Here is an 18897-nt window from a genome sequence, read left to right as displayed (position 1 = left end):
GGGCTCCTTCAGGGCGCGAGGCGCTTCCTGGCGGCGGCGTAGAACTCCTTCCAGAGCCCGGTGCGCCCCTTGGCGACGGTCTCGCAGTACTCGCGGACCGCCTTGAGGTCCTCGCCGCCCTCCTTTGTCACGGCGCCGAGCAGCGAGCGGGAGAGGTCGTCGGCGGTCACCTTCCCGGTGCCGAAGTGCTGCGCGAGGATGCCGCTGTTGAAGAGCACGCTGATGGCCTCCGCGGTCGACAGGACGGATCCCGGGGCCTTCACCTTGGTCTTGCCGTCCTTCGTGACGCCGGCGCGGAGCTCCTGGAACAGCGTGACGAGCAGCTTCGCCAGCTCGGCCGGTGGCTCCACGCCGACCTGGTAGTCGCCGCGGAGCTCGGCCTCGCGCTTCTGCACGATGCGGATCTCCTGCTCGAGGTCGTCGACGACCGGGACGGTGATGAAGTTGAAGCGGCGCTTGAGGGCGGCGCTCATCTCGTTGACGCCGCGGTCGCGGGTGTTGGCGGTGGCGATGAGGTTGAAGCCGCGCTGGGCGGAGGCCACCTGGTCGAGCTCCGGGACGGCGATCTGCTTCTCGGACAGGATGGAGATCAGCGCGTCCTGGATCTCCGGCGAGGTGCGGGTGATCTCCTCGAAGCGCGCGAACCGCCCGTCGCGCATGGCGCGGAGGATGGGCGAGGGGACGAGCGCCTTCTGCGACGGCCCCTCGGCGAGGAGGAGGGCGTAGTTCCAGCCGTATTTGACGTGCTCCTCGCTCGTGCCCGCGGTCCCCTGGACGACGAGCGCGCTCGTGCCGCTGATGGCCGCCGAGAGGTGCTCGGAGAGCCAGCTCTTCGCGGTGCCCGGCTCGCCGACGAGCATCAGGGCGCGATCGGAGGCGAGGGTCGCGAGAGCGACCTGTACGAGGGCGCGATCGCCGATGTACTTGGGGGTGATCTCGACGCCGCCGACGGGCTTGTCGCTGCCGAGGATGTAGGTCTCCACGGCCCTCGGCGAGAGGCGCCACCCGGGCGGCCTCGGCGCCGTGTCCGCGGCGGCGAGGGCGGCGAGCTCGTGTTCGTACTTTGTCTCGGCGGGCTGGCGGAGGTCGCTCATGGGGCCGGGAGAGGCTACCGCAGAACGGGGCGGGGGGAGAGCGCGGCGAGGAGCGCCAGGGACGAAGCGCGGGAGCGCCGCGGGCGAGCGCGGGAGAGCGCGGGAGCGCCGCGGGCGAGCGCGGGAGCGCCGGACCTGCGGCCGCGAGCTCCGAGCGGGCGCTACAGGCAAGCGCTGGGCACGCGACCCCAGTGACTCCTGGCGACGACGAACCCGTCCGGGCCCGACGTCGAGTGAGAGCCGCACAGGCCGTCGGCGTCGGAGATCACGGAGTCGATGCCGACGCCATACTCCCAGTATTTGACCTCGAGGCTCGAATCGTGGGTCGAGCCGCTTCGCTCCGGAATCGAGGGGACGAGAATGCCGCTCGACTCGAAGAACTCGAAGCCCGCGATGGAAACCGAGAGCGTCACGTTTCGCACCTGGCCGACGCAGGTCGTCCTGCACGTGGGGTAGCCGACGGAGCTCTCTTTCGTGAAGCCCGAAGGGCAGCCGGCCGAATAATAGCAGGAGCCGTTGCAGGTGACGGGCAGGGGCCCCGGCAGGTCCACGCACTCGTACTCCCCGGTGCCCTGGAGCGTCTTGCGCTGGGTCTCGAACCCCCCTGACGTCACCGAGGTGCGGCTGCCGAGCTCTCGATAGAAGACGTAGTCGTTCTTGAACGATTCGTCCTTCGTGCAGAGGCCGCCGTTGCAGAGCGCGGCCGCCGCCTCCCCCACCTCGGACTCAGGGTCTTCCAGGAGAAAGCGCTCCCCCGCGATCTCGACCGTGCGGCCTTCGCCCCCCAGCTCGCCCATCCATCGCGCCTTCGTCAGGGCGATCTCCTCGGGCGAGCCGATCGACACGCCGGCCACCCGGATGATCCGGCCGCCTTCGTCCCGTTCGACCGTCGTGGCGCCCATCTCCAGCTCTTCGGCCCGCTGGGCGACCCACCCGAGGGCGTCGTGCTCGCTCGCGAAGCGCAGCCCGCCGGCCGCCGAGGGCTGGTCGAGCGGGGTGGCGTCGTCCGCGTCGGTCGACTCGGCGCCGCAGCCCATCATGAACGCCGCGGCGAGCAGCGACGCGAATCGGTACGTTCGACGAGGATTGCTGGTGAGGAGCCGGTGCATTTTGTCGGTCATGGCGCGATCCTTTGTGGCCCCAGGTGTCTGAGGAGACCCATCTTGACGCTGATCCCCCCGGGCCTGACTCGGCGCAGGGCTGTAGGGGTTGAAGCGACTGGGACACCCAGCTGCGCGTCGCGAGACGTCGCCCGGGGATGCCCGCTTGCCCCACGGCCGGCATCTAAACACGCTCCGTGCCACGAGGCGCATCGAGGGCCCACGACCTGGCCAGGTGCTCCGCGGACGCGATGCCGAAGGCCGCGAGCGCGGGCTGGCCTGCGCTGGCCTGCGCTGGCCTGCGCTGGCCTGCACAGATTGCGCAGGTCTCCGCGCAATTAGGGTGGCGCTCTGCGCAACGCGTCCCGCGCCTCCGCGCGCAAGGTGTGGATGGTACGAAACGACAGATGATGGACCTCCCGATTCCCGATGGTCCCCATCGGCGCCGCGCACGAGGGGTAGCGTTCGGCTACACGCAAGGACCTGTCGTCTGTCCTCGGAGATCGCGGCTGAAGTGCTGGAGCACCCAGCGCTCCGCGTCGGTGATGGACGAGAAGACCTTGATGGGGTGCGGGGGAGGCTTCATCCAGTTGAGCGCGGTCAGTATACCGTTCACCAGGCTGGAATTGCCGACGATACCGGACGCGAGCATGTGCGCGCGCGTCTGGCGTTCGTAGTCGACGTACATCTGCGCGACCGAGCGCCGCTGCATGGCGTTTGGCATTCTGCTGCCGCGCGTGTCGTTGATCAGACCGAACGGGCCCTTGACGATGAGCTGAATCATGCCGCTCATCAGCGCTTCCCAGTCGTCTTGGGTGTACTCCTCGCCGGCCCGCATCACGACGAGCGGATAGCGCGAACGATCCAGCTCAATCCCGCAAGCCAAGGCCACCTCCGTCGTGAGAGGCGCTATTCTGCCACGAACCGCGGAGGGATTTTACAGGCGGGCGATCCGGCCCGACCCGACCGACCGTGTATTGTCGCGCACTCCCGTTTATGCCGCCGACCCTCTCATCGAGCATGCTGTTTGATGATGAGACGTTCTTCCCAGCGCAGCTCGCCATCATGGAGGGTGCTCGCTCAGCGCACGCCACGGGGGGACGCCAGCCCGAGCGCGAGGACGAGCAGGAACGCCGTGAAGACCGAGCTCGCCCTGTCAACCAAGGAACACGTTTTCATTGTGCCAGGACAGCAACGATTTGGATGGCTTATCGACAGCTCGGCTCGGCACGCAAATCTGCTTGCCGTGCATCGCGTAGTAGGTGCGTCCGTTCGAGTAGTCCTCGCGAAGGCGCCGGCTCACCTCGAACCTGTGCTCCGGGGTCACGGTGACATAGCCCTGATCGAACAACCGGTGAATGTCCGTGCGGAGCAGGAGCCCGTTCTCCACCTCATGGCTCCCCTCCTTCGAGTAAGGCCGGATATGAGCGGCTTCGAGGACGGGGAGTGAATGCTCTTCGGTCACCGCGCAGGCCTTCGCGTAGGCATCGGTCACCGAGAGACGGAACGTCCCTTGACCCAGGCGCGGGCGTACGAGCTGAGGCGCGCCGTACCGCTCGGTCTGCTCCCGGGCCTGAAGCACGGCCGCTGCCGGAGGCGCGCTGGCGGCGCCGAGCTGCTTGCGCCGCGACCGGTCCAGGCATGCCTCGAGGATGCGCCGCCCCTCCCCGTGCGTCACGTCATAGGTCTTCCCCTGAACAATGTTTGCTTCCCAGTCTGCCGGCTGCCGGATCCAGAGGCGCTCCTCGAAGAACACCGGCTGCGCGATCATCAGGCAGCCGACGAGCGAGGTGTGCGGATTGCTCCCTCCATCCGCCCTGTACTTGGCGATCCGCGCCAGCATCGTCGCAAAGTCAGGCGCACCGTTACCGGCGCCGAACGCCTCCCACGCAAGTGTTGCGGGGACGATGACGTGGCGCGCGAACCAGCCGAATCCGGCGACGGCATAGTGCGGCTTCTTCAGCTTGAAGAAGAACGGCTCGCCCGGCGCCACGGCAGCGAACTTGCGACCGCCGGACGGCTGCCAGAAGTTGACCTCCTGGAGCTCCGGGCGCGCCACCAGGAACGAGTACCAGTTGAAGTCTGTGTTGCCGACGTAACCTCGCACGCCGTTGCTGCTCCCCCGTGGACACTATCAGATGGGCGCAGCCAGGGCGACGTGCACGAGCGCGCGATCGCCGATGCGCTCGGCGGCCGGGATGTGGCCGGCCGGCGTACCGCTGCCGAGGCTGTAGGTCGCGACGCTCCTCGATGAGAGGCGCCACCCAGGCGCCGCGAGCACGCGGCCCCCGCGGTCCCGACAGCCGTCACCTGCACGTCGCGCAGGCGCGCCGCTCAGGCGGCCTCTCGCCGCGCCCCCATCTCGTCGAGCGGCGGTATCCCGAACCGCGCGCGCACCTCGTCGAGCGGCAGGCGGACGACGTCCCAGAAGTCCCAGCGATCGCTCAGGTCGACCTTGCAGGCCGCGCCGCGCGCCACCGCGCGCAGCACCTTGCGCGCCTCGAAGAAGCCCACCTCCGGCGCCGCGATGGGCGTGATCTGGATCCCGAGGTGGAACTGCAGGAGCACGAAGATCAGGTAGGAAAACCCGTCGCGCCGGACGAACCCGGCCTGGAAGGACCCGGCCTGGATCTCGCCCGCTGGGTCCGTGTCGTACTCCGCGAGCACGTGGCCGAGATCGTGAAACACCATGCGCTCGGCGATCGCGTGCCTGCTCTCGCCGGGGAACAGGAAGCCGCGCGCGGTGCAGTGCTCCCAGAACACCCGGCCGAACGTGCCCTCGGGCAGGAGCCCGAGCTGCTTGTAGCGGAGGGCCCGCGCGCGATCCTCGACACCCGCGCCGAACAGGGGCCCCAGGAGCCTGCGCACACCGGAGAGGCCCGCTTCGTCCATGGCTTCGCGGATGAACGAGCCGAGGAGCCGGCGCCTCACGGCGGCCTGGGCGAGCCGCCTGTGGCCGCGCGCCACGAGGCGGAGCACGCCCACGCCCTGCTCGCGCACGCCGAGCGCCCGGCCGAGCGCCTCCACGGCGTCCACCTTGGCCTCCGTCACCTCGCCGTCCGCCATCGCGGTCACGAGCGCGAACTGCACCAGCCGCTTGCGCCGGTGCCGATCCGGGATGGCGCGGGCCACCGCCTCGGGCGCGATGCGCGGGAGCGCGTCGACGTCGACGACGTCGACGACGTCGCCAACGTCGACGCGGGCCCCGTGCAGGGCCGCGATCTCCTCGAGCACCCCGCGCTCCGCGGGCGCGAGCGCGAGCGCGCCGTCGGCCAGGGCCACCTCCCGGAGCGCGCCGAGCGCGGCCGGGATCTCATGAGACTCAAGCACGATGATATCCATGTTGACCTCCTCTTTCCACAAGGGGTTTCACACACCACGCCTCACGCGAGATTCGATGAAAGACACTCACTCTCGCCGGAACGCGCGGACCGCGGTCAGCATCGCCGCCGAGATCTCCTCCGGCAGCGACCTGGCCGTTTCCAGGATCACCCGCACCCGCTCGACGCTCGCCCGGTCGACGAAGCGGCGGCCGAGCGGCGTGAGCGCGAGCGTCTTCGCGCGCCGGTCCTCGGGATCCTCCTCCCGCGCCAGGAGCCCGCGCTGCACGAGGCCATCGGCGAGCCGGCTCCCGGCCGAGGCCGAGAGCCCGAGCGACGTGGCGAGGGCGGTGACGCGCATCGCGCCCTCCTGATCGACGAGGTGCAGCGCGGCCACCTGCGCCACGCTGAAGTCCTCCTCGTGCAGCGTCCGCGCGAGCGCCGCGATGATGCGCGAGAACATCATCCGCGCGAACTGCTCGATCGGCGAGCCCAGGACATTTTGCTTACTCACAATATTATTGATTACGCATTAGTTGCGTATGCGCAAGTAATTTTCGGCGTGATCGCGCGCACGGGTCCGTCCGCCGCGGAGATCGGACGAGGCCGCCGCGCGCCAGGCCACCGGCGCATCACGTGCGCAGGCCGGTCACCTCGGCGCCGGCCCCCGCGCGCCGGTCACCTCCGCGCGCCGGTCACTTCCGCGCGCCGGTCACTTCCGCGCGCCGGTCACTTCCGCGCGCCGGTCACGCGGATCTCGCGGAGGCGCGCCCGCGCCGCCGCGTAATACGGCTCGATCTCCTTCGCCGCCGGCGTCCCCCAGAGGTTCTTCCGCTCCTCCGGGTCGCCCGCCAGGTCGTAGAGCTCGAACCGGGCGCCGCCCGAGATCGTCAGCTTCATGTCGCCGCGGATCAACGACCGCCGCGCGTCGTTGTACGGCCCGGCCGGCATGTCGATCAGCACGTCGCGCGCCGCAGCCTGCTCGCCGGGGGCGAGGAACACGTCGGGCAGCAGCGACGCGCCGGACAGGAAGTCGGTCGCGGGCGCGCCCTCGGCCGGGCCAGGGACCCGCATCACGTCGAGCAGCGTCGGCGCGACGTCGATGAGGCTGCGCCGCGCCGAGACCCGCGACGGCGCCGCGCCCGGCACATGGACGAGCAGCGGCACGCGCACGAGCTCCTCCCACAGCTCGAAGCCGTGGCGGAACATCTTGTGCTCGCCGAACGCCTCGCCGTGATCGCTCGTCACGACGAACGCCGTGCGCCCGCCGAAGGGCGCCGCCGCGATCGCGTCGAGCAGCCGGCCGATGTGCCTGTCCGTGAACGCCACCTCGCCGTCGTAGAGGTCCCGCTGCGACGCCGCGCCGAAGTCGGGCACGTCCTTGTGCCGGAGATAGTCGGCGTGCGGGTCGAGGTAATGGACCCACAGGAAGAAGCGCCCGCCCGTGTTCTCGGGCGACCCGAGCAGCCGCAGCGCGGCGTCGGTCAGCGCGGGGCTCGTCGCCTTGTTGTCGACGTCCCACGGCGCCCCCTCGGGCGGCGCCGCGGACATGTCCACGACGTCAAAGCCGCGATCGAGCCCGCCGAAGCTGCCGAAATAACGGTGGCCGTGCACGCTCATCGTGCGCACCCCCGCCGCCTTCAGGCGCTCCGCGACGAACGTGTCTTCCTCGTCGAACTTGTTGAAATGACCCCAGTTTCTGTGGGTCTCGCTCCCGTACTTGCCGATGAGCATCGGGCCGATGCTCTTGCCCGTGTACGACGCGAGCGCGTACGCGCGCTCGAACACCGTGGAGCGGGCCGCGAGGGCGTCGAGGTTCGGCGACACGGGCCGCGGGTTGCCCGCATAGCCGAGGTCCCAGCGGAGCGTGTCGATCGTGATGAGCACGACGTTCAGGTCCGCCGGCAGGCGCGCCGCCGGCGACTCGGCGCGCGCGGCCGCCTTCGGGGCGGGGGCGAGCGCGGCGAGGGCCGCGGCCGTCAGATCGCCGCCGGAGCAGTCGTCGTCGACGCCGTTGTCGAGGATCTCCTCGGCCAGCGGGTGGACGCGCGCGTCGCGGTCGTCGCAGTCGCCGCCGCCGAAGAGCGCGGCCGAGCGGTCGCCGTCGCGGTCGGCGAGGCGGCGCAGGATCGCGAGGCTCTTGCCCCCGACGGGCGCGCCGCGCTCGAGCGCCTGGCCCACCGCAGGCTGCGCGTTGAGCGCCGGGGCGGCGCGCGCGGTGAGCGCGAGCGGCAGCAGCGCGACGAGGAGCGCGACGGGGGCGCGCACCGTCCGGACGGCGGCGGGCGCGAGGAAGGCGGCGAGCGCGACGACGAGCAGGAGCGCCGGCGCGCGGAGGTCGAGCTCGGGGCGCTTGAAGACGCCGTAGATGCCGAGGAAGCCGCCCTCGCCGGAGACGCCGCCCGTCGCGACCCCGAGCGCGAACAGGGACGCGGCGATCCCGAGCGCGACGCCGCCGGTCACCGCCGGGTCGACGCAGGCCGGCCGCCCGTCGCTGGCGTTGGCGAGCGTGCGCCGGAGCGGCGGCGTCAGGGCGAGGACGGCGAGGCCGGCGATGAGGCCGAGGCCGAGCGAGCCCGCGGCCACGGCGGTGCCGACGAGCAGCGGGGCGGCCTCGAGCCCGATCAGCGCGCGGGCGAGGTGCGCGCACAGGGTCATCCAGAGGAAGGCCGCGAGCACCGCGAGCGGCACGAACGCCGCGATGTCGGCGGGCCGGCCGATCGCCCGCACGCGCAGCGAGCCGATGAGCGTGGCCGGCGACGGCGGGTGCGACGGGTCGACAACGACCGCGCCGAGGCCCCCGAGCAGGCCGACGGCGAGCGCGACCGGCGCGAACACCCCGACGTCGGCGAGGTAGGTCGCGAGCTGGAAGGCGGGGTCGTCGCCGGCGCCGGTCAGGGCCCACCCGGCGTCGAGCGACGCGGCCACGACGCCGAGGACGCTGGCGCCGAGGGCGCTCCTGGCGAGCCGTCCTGCCCACGCGCGGGCCAGCGTCGGGACCGCGGGCCCCGGCGAGCTGGGGGGGCGCATCACGCCGGGCTCCGCTTCCGCGCCATGGGGTGGGCGGCGTCGTAGACCTTGAGCAGGTGATCGATCGACACGTGCGTGTACCGCTGCGTGGTGGCCAGCGAGGCGTGCCCGAGCAGCTTCTGGATGGAACGAAGGTCGGCGCCGCCGTCGAGCAGGTGGGTCGCGCAGGTGTGCCGGAGCGCGTGCGGGTGCAGGTCGGCCCGGCCGGCGCCGAGCGCGCCGTAGCGCTGCACGAGGGCCTGGACGCGGCGCACGCCGATGCGCGCGCCGCGGCGGGACAGGAAGAGCGCGCGGGGGTCGCGGGCGCCGGTCGTCGGATCGGCGAGCTCGTCGCGCCGCTCTAGATAGCGCTCGATGGCGGCGAGGGCGTGGGAGCCCAGCGGGACGATCCGCTCCTTGTCGCCCTTGCCGATGACGCGCACCGAGGCCCTGTCGGCCGGCTGCCGGTCGACGTGGGCGAGGTCGAGCCCGCAGAGCTCGGAGACGCGCAGGCCGGCGCCGTAGAGGGTCTCCAGGATGGCGCGGTCGCGGAGCCCCTCGGCCGTCTCGGCGCCGGGGATCTCCATGACCTCGGCGGCGGCGTCGACGTCGAGGAAGGTCGGCAAGGGGCGCCGGACCTTGGGCAGGACGAGCTGGGCGGCCGCGTTCTTGTCGATCTCGCCGCGCCGCTCCAGGAACCGGAGCAGGGAGCGGGCGGCGCCCACCTTGCGCGCGATCGAGGCGGGCGCGTGGGTGCGCGCGAGCGAGCCGAGCCAGCTGCGCAGGAGGAGCACGTCGAGGTCCTCCACCGCCGTCGCCTCGCTCGCGGCCGTCTCCTCGCTCGCGGCCAGGTCGTCGCGCGCGGCCGGAGCCTTGCTGGCGGCCGCGGCCTTGCTGGCGGCCGCGGCCTTGCTGGCGGCCGCGGTCTTGCTGCCGGCCGCGGTCTTGCTGCCGGCCAGCGCCTTGCCCCGCGCCGGCGCGGGGCGGTGATCGGCGTTCGCAGCCGCCTTCTCGCGGGCGAAGCGCGCGAGCTGCTCGAGATCGCGCCGGTAGGCGGCCACGGTGTGGCGCGACGCCCGTCGCTCGGCCGTGAGGTAGGTGAGGAAGCGCGCAATCGCCTGCTCCAGCGTGGTCTCGCCGGATCGATCGCCGCTTCGCCGCGCGTGCATCACCGGTTTGCCCTACCACCAGGACGCGGCGGGAGGCAAAGACTCGCCGGCGGTCGAGCTGGAGCGCCGCGCAGCGGGCGCCTGCCCTGCGGGCGGTCTGCGAGGCAAGCCGCTGGCTCGATGAGAGGGCGGCGGCTGCCCGATCCAGGGGCGGGCCGGTGGTCGTGGAGCGCGCCGCGCCGTGGCGATGCACCCGCTCGCCGCGGATCGCGAGGGGTACGGCCCGCCGTGACGAACACGGTCCGGCTCCCGCTTCCACGGTCCAGCCTGCTCGATGAGCGTCAGTGTCGACTCGTGAATTGAATCACCGATCCTCTCCGGGGGGTGCTCGGCCACCGTCTGCGACGGAGGGCCGCGGATCGCGCTCGTGATCCAGATATGTGTGCCGCTTTCGGTGTGGTACGAGGGCGGGCGCGCCGCCAGCGGCGCGTGGGGCGTGAGGAGCATGAAATGACGAATGCAGTCGTGAGCGAGCCGGCCACCGAGGTCCCGCCGAAGCTCTCCTTTGGTCAGACCATCAGGAGCTTGCCGCGCTCCTTCTGGATGGGCTGCACCATGGAAATGTGGGAACGGCTCGCTTACTACGGCGTGCGCGTGGTCATGCCCATCTACATCGCCCAGGCCGACGAGCCTGGGGGGCTCCACTTCAGCCAGCGGGACAAGGGCACCATTTACATGGTCTGGGCCCTCATCCAGTCGCTGCTCCCGATGATCACCGGCGGTTACGCGGACCGGTACGGCTACAAGCGCACGATCTTCATCACGGTCTGGCTGAAGATCATCGGCTATCTGCTGATGGCGACGCAGCGGAGCTTCATCGGCTTTCTGCTCGGCGTGGTCGTCCTCGCGACGGGCACGGCCCTCTTCAAGCCCGGGATCCAGGGCACGCTGGCCCAGTCGATGGACAAGTCGAACTCGTCGGTCGGCTGGGGGCTCTTCTACTGGCTCGTGAACGTGGGCGCGGCGATCGGCCCGCCGCTCGCCGGCTATCTCCACGGCATGGGCTGGCCGTGGGTGTTCTACGGCTGCGCCGCCATCATCTCCCTGAACTTCCTGATGCTGTTCACCTACCGGGAGGTCGACTCCGGCGCCGACAAGACCGCCGATGCGTGGCGGGTCTTCAAGGACACCATCAAGAACATCTGGGACGCGCGGCTCATCACCGTGATCCTGCTGCTCTCGGGGTTCTGGTTGATGATGTACCAGCTCTGGGACCTGATGCCGAACTTCTACACGGACTGGATCAGCAGCACCTCGTTCGTGCAGAACAACCCCTGGCTCCCGTCCTCCTGGCTCGACGTCAAGGATCCGCGCGGGGTCCAGCTGAAGCAGGAGAACGTGCTCAACGTGAACGCGGTGTGCATCGTCCTCCTCCTGGTCCCCTTCTCGTACCTGGTGGCGAGGATGAAGGTGCTCTCGGCGATGACGCTGGGGATCCTCGTCGCCATCGGCGGTATCCTCGTCTCCGGGACCACGTCATCGCTTTATGTCCTCTTCCTGGGCATCCTGCTCTTCTCCATCGGAGAGATGCTGACGGGCCCGAAGAAGAGCGAGTATTTCTCGCTCATCGCGCCCAAGGGGAAGAAGGCGCTCTACCTCGGCTACGTGAACATCCCGGCGGCGATCGGCCCGGCGATCGGCGCGCAGATGGCGGGGATCCTGTATGGCACGCGCGGCGAGAAGGCCACGCTGGCCCTGCGCTATCTCGCCGAGAAGACCGATTTTGCCAAGGGGAAGTCCTGGAACGGCGACGTGGCGTCGCTCCCGGAGCTCCTCGGGGTGTCGCGCCAGGAAGCCTTCCGGAAGCTCCAGGAGGTGCTGCAGATCGACGCGACCGAGGCCACGCGCCTGCTCTGGGACACCTATCAACCCTACGAGATCTGGTACTCGTTCGCGGCGGTCGGGGTCGTGTCGCTCGTGGGGATGCTGCTCTTCTCGCGGCAATCGAGGCGGTGGAAGGACCTCGACGTGTAAAGCGCGGGGGGCTGCGCCGTCACGGGCGAGACCGACGCCTCGCTCTGGCCGGCGCAGCCGGTCACTCACGCGGGCCCCGCCGCTGGCTCCGCAGCGCGGCGGCCTACTCGCACGCCTCGCCGAGGATGTACCCGTGTTTGCAGATGCAGCGGCACTCGACCTCGAGCTCGGGCTCGTTGCACGCCGGCCGGACCCGCAGGGTCTGTCGCGCCGTCCGGCCCCCCCCGTCCTTCACCTGCACCACGATCTCGTGATCCTGATCGAAGATGTCGCGGCCCGACCAGTTGTTCGGGCAGACTCCCACGTTCGCGAACGTCGAGATGTCGGCGTCGACGCTCGCGCCCCAGCCGTCGCCGGTCGGCTTGAGGTTGACCGTCCTCGACTCGGACATCACCCGTCCGGACTCGGTGTCTCGCAGCGAGCCGGAGAGCTGGACAGCGCAGGCGCTCAGGTTCGTCGCGCGGACGCCCAGGAAGATCACCCGCCCGCCCTGCGGCGGCATGAGGATGTCCACCCCGTCGCCGTCGCTCACCGGGCGCGCCGCGCCGCTCGAGTCGAGCGCGATGACCTCGATCTGGAGGGGCGCCCCCTCCTCGCCCAGGTACCCGAGCTTGCACATCCCCTCGACCGGCGGGTCAGGCCCCACCGGGGGAGGCTCCACGTCGTCGCCGCACGCCGGCGCGACGAGCAGCAGCGCCGCGAGCGCAGGGCTCGTCGCGGCGCGCCAGGCCTGCCAGGCCGTCACCGGTCCCGACGCTCCGGCGCCGGAGGAGGGCCCTCGTCGTCGTCCGGCTCCTCCCGCGGGATGGGCGCGCGCGGCGGGCGCCTCGTCGCGCCGAAGGGGCTCGAGCTGGGGGGCGGCGTCGCGCGCGAGTCGGGCGGCGCGTGCTGGGAGGGCGAGCCGCTGCGCCACAGGCCGCTCGCCTCGGGATCGGCCGGCCCCGGCGATCCGCCGGACGCCGTGCTCCCCTCGTGCAGCCCCGTCTGCGGGAACGGCGTGCGCTCGGCCAGGTAGGCCGCGAGCAACCGATCGCGCTCCAGCTCCTCCGTGCTCGGCGGCGGCGGGGGATCCAGCGTCGGCAGCTCGTCGGTCCAGGTGAGGTCCGCGTCCTCCAGGCTCGGGCCGGACCCGGCGCTGCTGGAGAACCTCCGCGATGCGTTCCGCTCGGTCGGGACAGGCTCCGGCACGTAGCTGGGCGCAGCACGGTCGCGCCCATGGCTGGACGCACGGTCCGGCGCAACCCCCGGGGTACGGTCCAGCGTGTGGCTGGACGCGCGGCCCGGCGCGTTGCTGGGGGCGCGGCCCGGCGCGTTGCTGGGGGCGCGGCCCGGCGCGTTGCTGGGGGCGCGGCCCGGCACATTGCTGGGGCTGGACGCGCGGCCCGGCACATTGCTGGGGCTGGGCGCGCGGCCCGGCACATTGCTGGGGCTGGGCGCGCGGCCCGGCGCGTTGCTGGGAGCGCGGCCCGGCACGTTGCTGGGCGCGCGGCCCGGCGCAGGGCTGGGCGCAAGCTCGGGCGCGTAGCTGGGCATGCGCCCGGCCGCGAAGGAGGGGCTCCTCGAGGTCGGCGGCGGCGGCGGGGGCGGGGGATCGATGGTCGGCAGCTCGTCGTCCCAGTCGCAATCCTCCGGATCGACCCGGGAATCCGACCGGTGCGTCGTCGGGCCGATCCGGAGATCGCCCGGCCTCCGCGACACAGGGAACCCCGCCGGCGGGCCGATCGTCGGCAGCTGGCCCACGCCCGGGTCCCGCGGGGGCGCGTCCTCCCGGCGCTCCGTCCGCCGCGACGGGCGCGTCGGCTCGGGCACCGGCACGGAGTACCTCGTCGACGCGACCTGCCCGAACGGCCGCGAGTCCCGCGGCAGCCGCGGCGGAGGAGGGACCGCCATCGCCGCGCGCGACGCGGCCGTCGAGGGCGGCGGCTGCGTCGAGATGAGGTTCTCGTCGCGACCCCGCTCGACCGGCGGCGGGCGATCCGCCGACACAAGCTGCCGGGGCTGCGCGCTGGTCGGGGACGACGCGGCCTGCGCGGAGCCCGGAAGCGGCCTGCCGAGCCACGCAGCGTCCTTGCGCCCCTGCGACGAGCGCACGCCCTCCTCCGCCGGGCGCACCGCGCGCGGCGCGAGCGTGTCGCCCGGCTCGGTCGGCGGGACCTCATCGCCGAAGTGGACCGGCGCGGCCCCGGTCACGCGCGACTCCACGCCCGCCGCGCCCCTCCCGGAGCGGAAGCCGAACGCCGCGCGGATCGCCCGCTCGTGGTGGGGCTCCACCTCGACGGGACGGACGATGAAGCACGGCTCCGCGCCCGGCGCCCGCAGCGAGAGATCGACGTCGAGCGGCGCGGTGAGGAGGTGACCCCGCTCGTCGAACAGGATGCGCACCGGCGGCTGCGCGAAGTACGCCGGCGACGACGGCGTCGCGAGGACGACCCCGAGCTCGCCGGTGCTCAGCTGGACGAACGTCCCCGTCGGGATGATGCCGAGCGCGCCGATCAGCAGCTTGCCGATCGCCCTGTCGGTCGCGCTCTCGGCGCCCGAGAGCATGCGCTGGAGCACGGCGTCGAGCGACGAGCCGCCGCCCGACGACCCATCGAGCACCGGGAACGGCGCCGCCCGGAGCTCCGTGAACTGGCGGGCGGCCGCGAGGATCCGCGCGAGCACCGTGGGGCTGCGCCGGCCGCCGTAGAGCGGGCCCTGCCGGCCGCCCGGCCGGAGCGAGAGCGCCTCGTAGGCGATCACCGTGCGCGTGATCGACGGCGCGTGCAGCTTGCCGAGCGCCGTCAGCATGACCGCCGCGCTCGCGGACAGCCGCTCCTTCTCGTCGTCGCTCAGGCTGCGCTCGAGCAGCGAGCGCGCGGCCGGCTCGTCGTCGCCGGCCGAGCCCGCGAGCGCCCGCGTGAGCCGCAGCCTGCTCACGTCGTAGAGGAGCGCCGCCGTGACGAGGCTCCCGAGCATCCGCCGGTCGGTCGTGAGCTGGCGCGCGATGCCCAGCGCGACGATCGCCGTCGACACGCTGAGGCCCGCCTCGTCCGGGTCGGCGACCTTGCCCGCGGCGACCGAGAGCAGGAGGCGGGCGTCCTCCTCGGCCGCGGCGACGAGCTTCTGCGCGACGCGCTTCACCCGCTGCGGCAGCTCCGCCTCGGACGAGCGCAGGGCCGCGTAGAACCCGCGCATCACGAGGATCGCCGCCGCGTAGGTGCGGCTGATGCGGCCGATGCGGGTGCCGTCGCCCTCGATGGCCCCGCCGGGGAACGGGTTCGTGAGCTTGCGGACCCGGACGCCGCGCAGGCTCGACTGGAGCAGCCGCGCGGCGATGCTGCGGTCGCGCTGCGCGTCCGCGAGGAGGCGCGCGAAGGCGGCGAGCTCGGCGCGGCGGACCGCCCTGTCGAGCACGAGCTCCGAGACGTCGCAGGCCTCGAAGAAGCTGCCGAGCTCCAGGGCGACCTCGTACGTCTCGCGCGAGGCGCGGAGCATCTGGCCGTTGATGAAGAGCGTGTTGCCCGCGAACACGAGCGTGGCGGCCTCGCTCCCCGACTGCTCGCAGAACTGGACGATGCTGTCGATCGCGGACGGGACGAGCGACAGCACCGCCTGGTTCGAGTCGCTGTGCAGGAGGCACGCCTTCGCGAGCCGGTAGATCATCTGCACGAGGCCGAGCGCCGCGCGGCGCCGCCCGTCGGCCTTCACGCCCGAGATCGCCGTGTCGCCGGTGATCTCGTGGACGTTGGCCTTCTCCTCGCTCACGGCTTCCTCCCGCCCCGGGGCGACGGCGCCGGCTTCGTCGACGGCACCGCGCTGCTCGGCGCCGGCTCGATCGCGGGGCGGGCCGGCGGGCCGAGCGTGAACGGCGCGGGGCCTTGACGTGCGCTGTACGGTGAGGCGCCGGCGCCGGTGGGCGGGGTGGGGGACCGCGGCGGCGAGGCCGGGCGGGGCATCGAGGGCGGCATCGGGGGCGGCGCGGCGGTCGGGCTGGACGCGGCGGCGGCGGAGGGCGGCGGCGGCCCGCGCCTGCTGAACGGCGCGGAGGTGGGGGGCGCCGAGGCGGAGCTTGTCGAGGAGGGCACCGACGAGACCATCGGCGGCCTGTAGGCGGGCCGGCCGGCGTCGCCGCCCACGGAGCCCGGGCGCGGGGTGCTCCACGGCTCGAGCTGGTCCGGCAGGCTGAGCGGTCCGCCCTGGCTCGCGCGCCGGACCGAGACCGGCGAGCGCGCCGCGCGGGAAGGCGGCGCGCTCGCCTCGGGGGAGCGCGGCGACGGCAGCGACGCCAGCGGGCGATCGCTCGGGCGGGTCGGCGCGACGAGGCGCGCGGCGATCGCGACCGCGGCGCGGGCGGCGGCGTCGCGCACCGGCGGGGTGTTCCACCAGCGCGGCTTTGTGGCCTCCTTGACCGCGCGGAGCGCCTCGTAGCTCCGCGCCTGGCAGAGGAAGTGCGCGGCCAGCTCGCGGGTCTGCTCGATCGCCTCGGAGGGGATGAGCTGGCGCTTCTCGAGCAGCTCGATCGCGAGCTTCTCGGCCCGCGCGGGGTTCAGCTGCGCGACGGTCTCGAGCCACTGCCGCCGCTCCGACCCCGGCAGGTCGTGGAACGACGGCGCGACGATCCGCCGCACGAGCGTCGGGCCCGCGGCGAGCACGCCGAGCTTGCCGATGAGGCGCAGGGCCTCGCGGCGCACCGGCGGGGCCGGGTCGTCGAGCAGCTTCTGGAGCTCCTCCCGGACGCGCTCGGCGGCGGAGCCCGGGCCGGTCGCGCCCTCGCTGCCCGCGGCGTCCGGGAGCTCGGCGAGCGCGCTGATGCGCACCTCGACGTGCGGGCTCGCGAAGCCGGCCTCCAGCGCGGCGAGCGCCTCGAGGGTCTTGAGCTGCGCGAGCAGCTGGATGAGCGTCAGGGCGAGGGGGGCCGGGGCGCGCGAGACGAGGTCCCCGAGCTCGGCCTCCCGGCCGGGCGCCCACCGCCGCATGTACGCGAACAGGATCTCGCGCAGGCGCTCGGACTGCGCGGCGCCGTGGCACTGGCAGGCCGCGCTGAAGAGCGAGCCATCCTCGAGCGCGTCGAGCGCGTGGGCCAGCCCCTCGACGATCGCCGGGTCGAGCGGCGCCAGGCTCCGGCCCGCGCCGGGCTGCGCCGCGCCCCGGCCCGCGCCGGCCTGCGCCGCGGCGGCCGCGGCGCCGGTCGCGGCCGGCTCCTCCGGGGGGGTCGTCGCGAGGTCGTCGAGGATCGCCCTCAGCGCCTCGACCGGGAACATCGCCTGCGCGAGCGCCCTGTCGATCGCGCGCGGCGAGAGCTGCGGCAGCGCGGCGCTCCGCCGGCTGCTCGCCGCGCCCGCCCCGCCGCGCTGGACGCCCTCGAGCCGCGTGGAGAACGCGCGCCGGAGCATCGTCTGCACCTCGAACGCGAGCTCGTAGCTGTGCAGGACGATCTGGTCGGCGGTCCACGCGGTCAGCGCCCCGGTCATGCGATCGGCGTCGCCGTGCTGGACGGCGTCGACGTAGCCGTCGACGAACGCCTCCATGTAGCGCTCGGTCCACTGCTCCGACGGCAGCGCGATCTGGGCGCCGAGGGTGCTCCGGGTCAGCGGGTCGACGGCGAGCGCCGAGGCGGCCGCGCCCGTCTCCGCCAGCGCCGCCTCGACGTTCCTCTGCAGCGCCCTGCCCGCGAGCGAGCTCTCGTCCCAGAGGCTCTCGATCTGCGCGAGGGCGCGCGCCCCGACCGCGATCTCGCTGCACTGCTCCTCGAAATCCTCCAGGTCGACGTCGCCCTCGGCGAACTGGTCGATCGCCATGTAGGCGATGTGCTCGAAGCGGCGGTCCCAGAGCGCCGTCACCGCGTCGTCGTCCTCGCCGATGCCGAAGCTCTGGTCGCGGAGCAGGATGGCGGCGAAGTCGCGGAGCTCGGCCTCGGTGATGCCGGCCTTGATCTGGATCCTCCGGACGCCGTCGGCGAAGAGCTGGTAGGGGATGCGATCGAACGGCGGCCTGTCGGGCTGCCAGATCGGCTGGCCGCCCGAGGTGAACGCGCTCGGGGTGACCTCCCAGCGGACGCCGAGCGGGTTCTGCGACAGCGTGCGCGTGATCTCGTCGAACGCGAAGTGGATGCCCTTGTTCACATGCGGGTGGCTCCACCCGTACTGGCGGATGTTGCTGAGCACCAGCGCGAGCTGCTTCCAGACGCCGACGAGCCGCTGGCAGGTCTGCTCGACGACGGCCGTCGACGGCGGCTCGTGCTCCTCGTCGATGGCGTCGTTGCCGCGGACGAGCACGCGCGGCGCCTTCTTCTCGCGCGAGGGGGTCAGCTGGCCGGCGGCGTTCGCGGCGCTCAGCCGGCGGAGCTCGGCGCGCATCGCGGCGGCGCTCTGGAACCGGCTCCCGCGCTCGAAGGCGAGCGCCTTGTCGACGAACGCCACGATCTCGACCGGCAGGTCGGCGACCTCGGTCGCGATCGACGGCGCGGTCTGCGTCGCCGCGAGGAAATAGGACTCGGACTCGCTCCGGCCGCGGTTGAGCCGCTTGCCCGAGAGCAGGGTGAACAGGCTCGCGCCGACCGACCAGAGATCCGACCGGCCGTCGATGCCGGACACGCCCATCGCCTGCTCGGGCGACATGAACGCCGGCGTGCCGAACGTGAGCCCCGCGCGCGTCGCCTGCCGCTCGGGGTCGCGCATCCGGGCGATGCCGAAATCGAGGACCTTCACGTGGCCGGCGCTCGTGACGAAGATGTTCGCCGGCTTGATGTCGCGGTGGACGATGCCGATCGAGTGGCACTTCTCGAGCAGGTCGAGCACGACGTCGAACACGGGCAGCACCTGCGCGACGGGGAGGGTGCCGCCCTGGCCGCTCGCCAGCCGCTGGAGGGTGGTGCCCGTGAGCAGCTCCATGACGAGGAACGGCTCCCCGCGGTCGCTGAGGTCGTCCTCGACCACGGCGACGCGCGCGGGGTGATCGACCCGGTTCGCGATCTTGCCCTCGCGCAGGAAGCGATCGCGCAGCTCGGCATTGCGCGCGAACTCGATGTGGAGGACCTTGACCGCGGCGCGCGAGCCCCGGCGGTGGGTCGCCGCGAACACCGCGCCCATGCCGCCGACGCCGAGCAGGTCGTTGAGCCGCCACTTGGCGTTCAGGGCCGTCCCTATCCGCGCAGCGGCTGTATCTACGAGGTTCGGCTCCTCGGCGTGCGGGTCGAGCGGGGCCATAGACCGGGCGGCGGACAGGGGCCGCGCCGTGCGCGGCAGAGGGCGAG

General features: G+C 72.7%; 13 protein-coding genes. 1 reads left to right on the top strand and 12 read right to left on the bottom strand.

The features are described 5' to 3' along the window. Positions 1 to 8: 8 nt before the first annotated feature. The 9 genes from WME75_RS40185 to WME75_RS40145 form a co-directional block, all read right to left on the bottom strand. On the bottom strand, positions 9 to 1094 hold the full coding sequence (locus tag WME75_RS40185) for an ATP-binding protein (RefSeq protein WP_437481999.1): 1086 nt from the start codon (positions 1092 to 1094) through the stop codon (positions 9 to 11). Positions 1095 to 1255: 161 nt separating this feature from the next. Then, positions 1256 to 2215, bottom strand: a complete 960-nt coding sequence (locus WME75_RS40180) for a hypothetical protein (RefSeq protein ID WP_437481996.1) — start codon at positions 2213 to 2215, stop codon at positions 1256 to 1258. A gap of 448 nt (positions 2216 to 2663) precedes the next feature. After that, a complete protein-coding gene (locus tag WME75_RS40175) occupies positions 2664 to 3080 on the bottom strand; it encodes a hypothetical protein (protein ID WP_437481993.1) in 417 nt (138 codons plus the stop codon). Between the two features lie 270 nt (positions 3081 to 3350). Continuing rightward, positions 3351 to 4301 (bottom strand): HNH endonuclease, encoded by a 951-nt coding sequence (locus tag WME75_RS40170; RefSeq protein WP_437481990.1) that lies wholly within the window; start codon positions 4299 to 4301, stop codon positions 3351 to 3353. 27 nt (positions 4302 to 4328) lie between these two features. Next, entirely contained in the window at positions 4329 to 4475 is a 147-nt protein-coding gene (locus WME75_RS40165; RefSeq protein WP_437481987.1) for a hypothetical protein, read from the bottom strand. A gap of 53 nt (positions 4476 to 4528) precedes the next feature. Beyond that, the gene (locus WME75_RS40160; RefSeq protein ID WP_437481984.1) at positions 4529 to 5536 is read right to left on the bottom strand and encodes a hypothetical protein; all 1008 of its coding nucleotides are present in this window, start codon (positions 5534 to 5536) and stop codon (positions 4529 to 4531) included. Between the two features lie 66 nt (positions 5537 to 5602). Next, complete coding sequence (locus WME75_RS40155; RefSeq protein ID WP_437481981.1) at positions 5603 to 6028, bottom strand: MarR family winged helix-turn-helix transcriptional regulator; 426 nt, start codon at positions 6026 to 6028, stop codon at positions 5603 to 5605. Between the two features lie 215 nt (positions 6029 to 6243). Then, positions 6244 to 8544, bottom strand: a complete 2301-nt coding sequence (locus WME75_RS40150; protein WP_437495018.1) for a sulfatase-like hydrolase/transferase — start codon at positions 8542 to 8544, stop codon at positions 6244 to 6246. Beyond that, on the bottom strand, positions 8544 to 9692 hold the full coding sequence (locus tag WME75_RS40145) for a tyrosine recombinase XerC (protein WP_437495016.1): 1149 nt from the start codon (positions 9690 to 9692) through the stop codon (positions 8544 to 8546). The genes WME75_RS40150 and WME75_RS40145 overlap by 1 nt, the downstream gene beginning before the upstream one ends. Positions 9693 to 10142: 450 nt before the next feature. On the opposite strand from WME75_RS40145, the gene WME75_RS40140 reads away from it, so the two are divergent. After that, positions 10143 to 11666, top strand: a complete 1524-nt coding sequence (locus WME75_RS40140) for an MFS transporter (protein WP_437481979.1) — start codon at positions 10143 to 10145, stop codon at positions 11664 to 11666. Positions 11667 to 11769: 103 nt separating this feature from the next. On the opposite strand, the gene WME75_RS40135 is transcribed toward WME75_RS40140, so the two are convergent. The 3 genes from WME75_RS40135 to WME75_RS40125 are packed head-to-tail and all read right to left on the bottom strand — an operon-like array spanning position 11770 to position 18850. Continuing rightward, positions 11770 to 12411, bottom strand: a complete 642-nt coding sequence (locus WME75_RS40135; protein ID WP_437481976.1) for a hypothetical protein — start codon at positions 12409 to 12411, stop codon at positions 11770 to 11772. After that, on the bottom strand, positions 12408 to 15410 hold the full coding sequence (locus WME75_RS40130) for a hypothetical protein (RefSeq protein ID WP_437481974.1): 3003 nt from the start codon (positions 15408 to 15410) through the stop codon (positions 12408 to 12410). The genes WME75_RS40135 and WME75_RS40130 overlap by 4 nt, the downstream gene beginning before the upstream one ends. Continuing rightward, positions 15407 to 18850 carry a protein kinase domain-containing protein gene (locus WME75_RS40125; RefSeq protein WP_437481971.1) on the bottom strand — a complete coding sequence of 1148 codons (3444 nt, stop codon included), beginning with the start codon at positions 18848 to 18850 and terminating at the stop codon, positions 15407 to 15409. The genes WME75_RS40130 and WME75_RS40125 overlap by 4 nt, the downstream gene beginning before the upstream one ends. Positions 18851 to 18897: the final 47 nt, after the last annotated feature.

Source organism: Sorangium sp. So ce1014, from assembly GCF_051521505.1.
In the GTDB taxonomy this organism is placed as follows: Bacteria; Myxococcota_A; Polyangia; order Polyangiales; family Polyangiaceae; genus Sorangium.
This window is presented reverse-complemented; position numbering and strand designations above follow the sequence as displayed.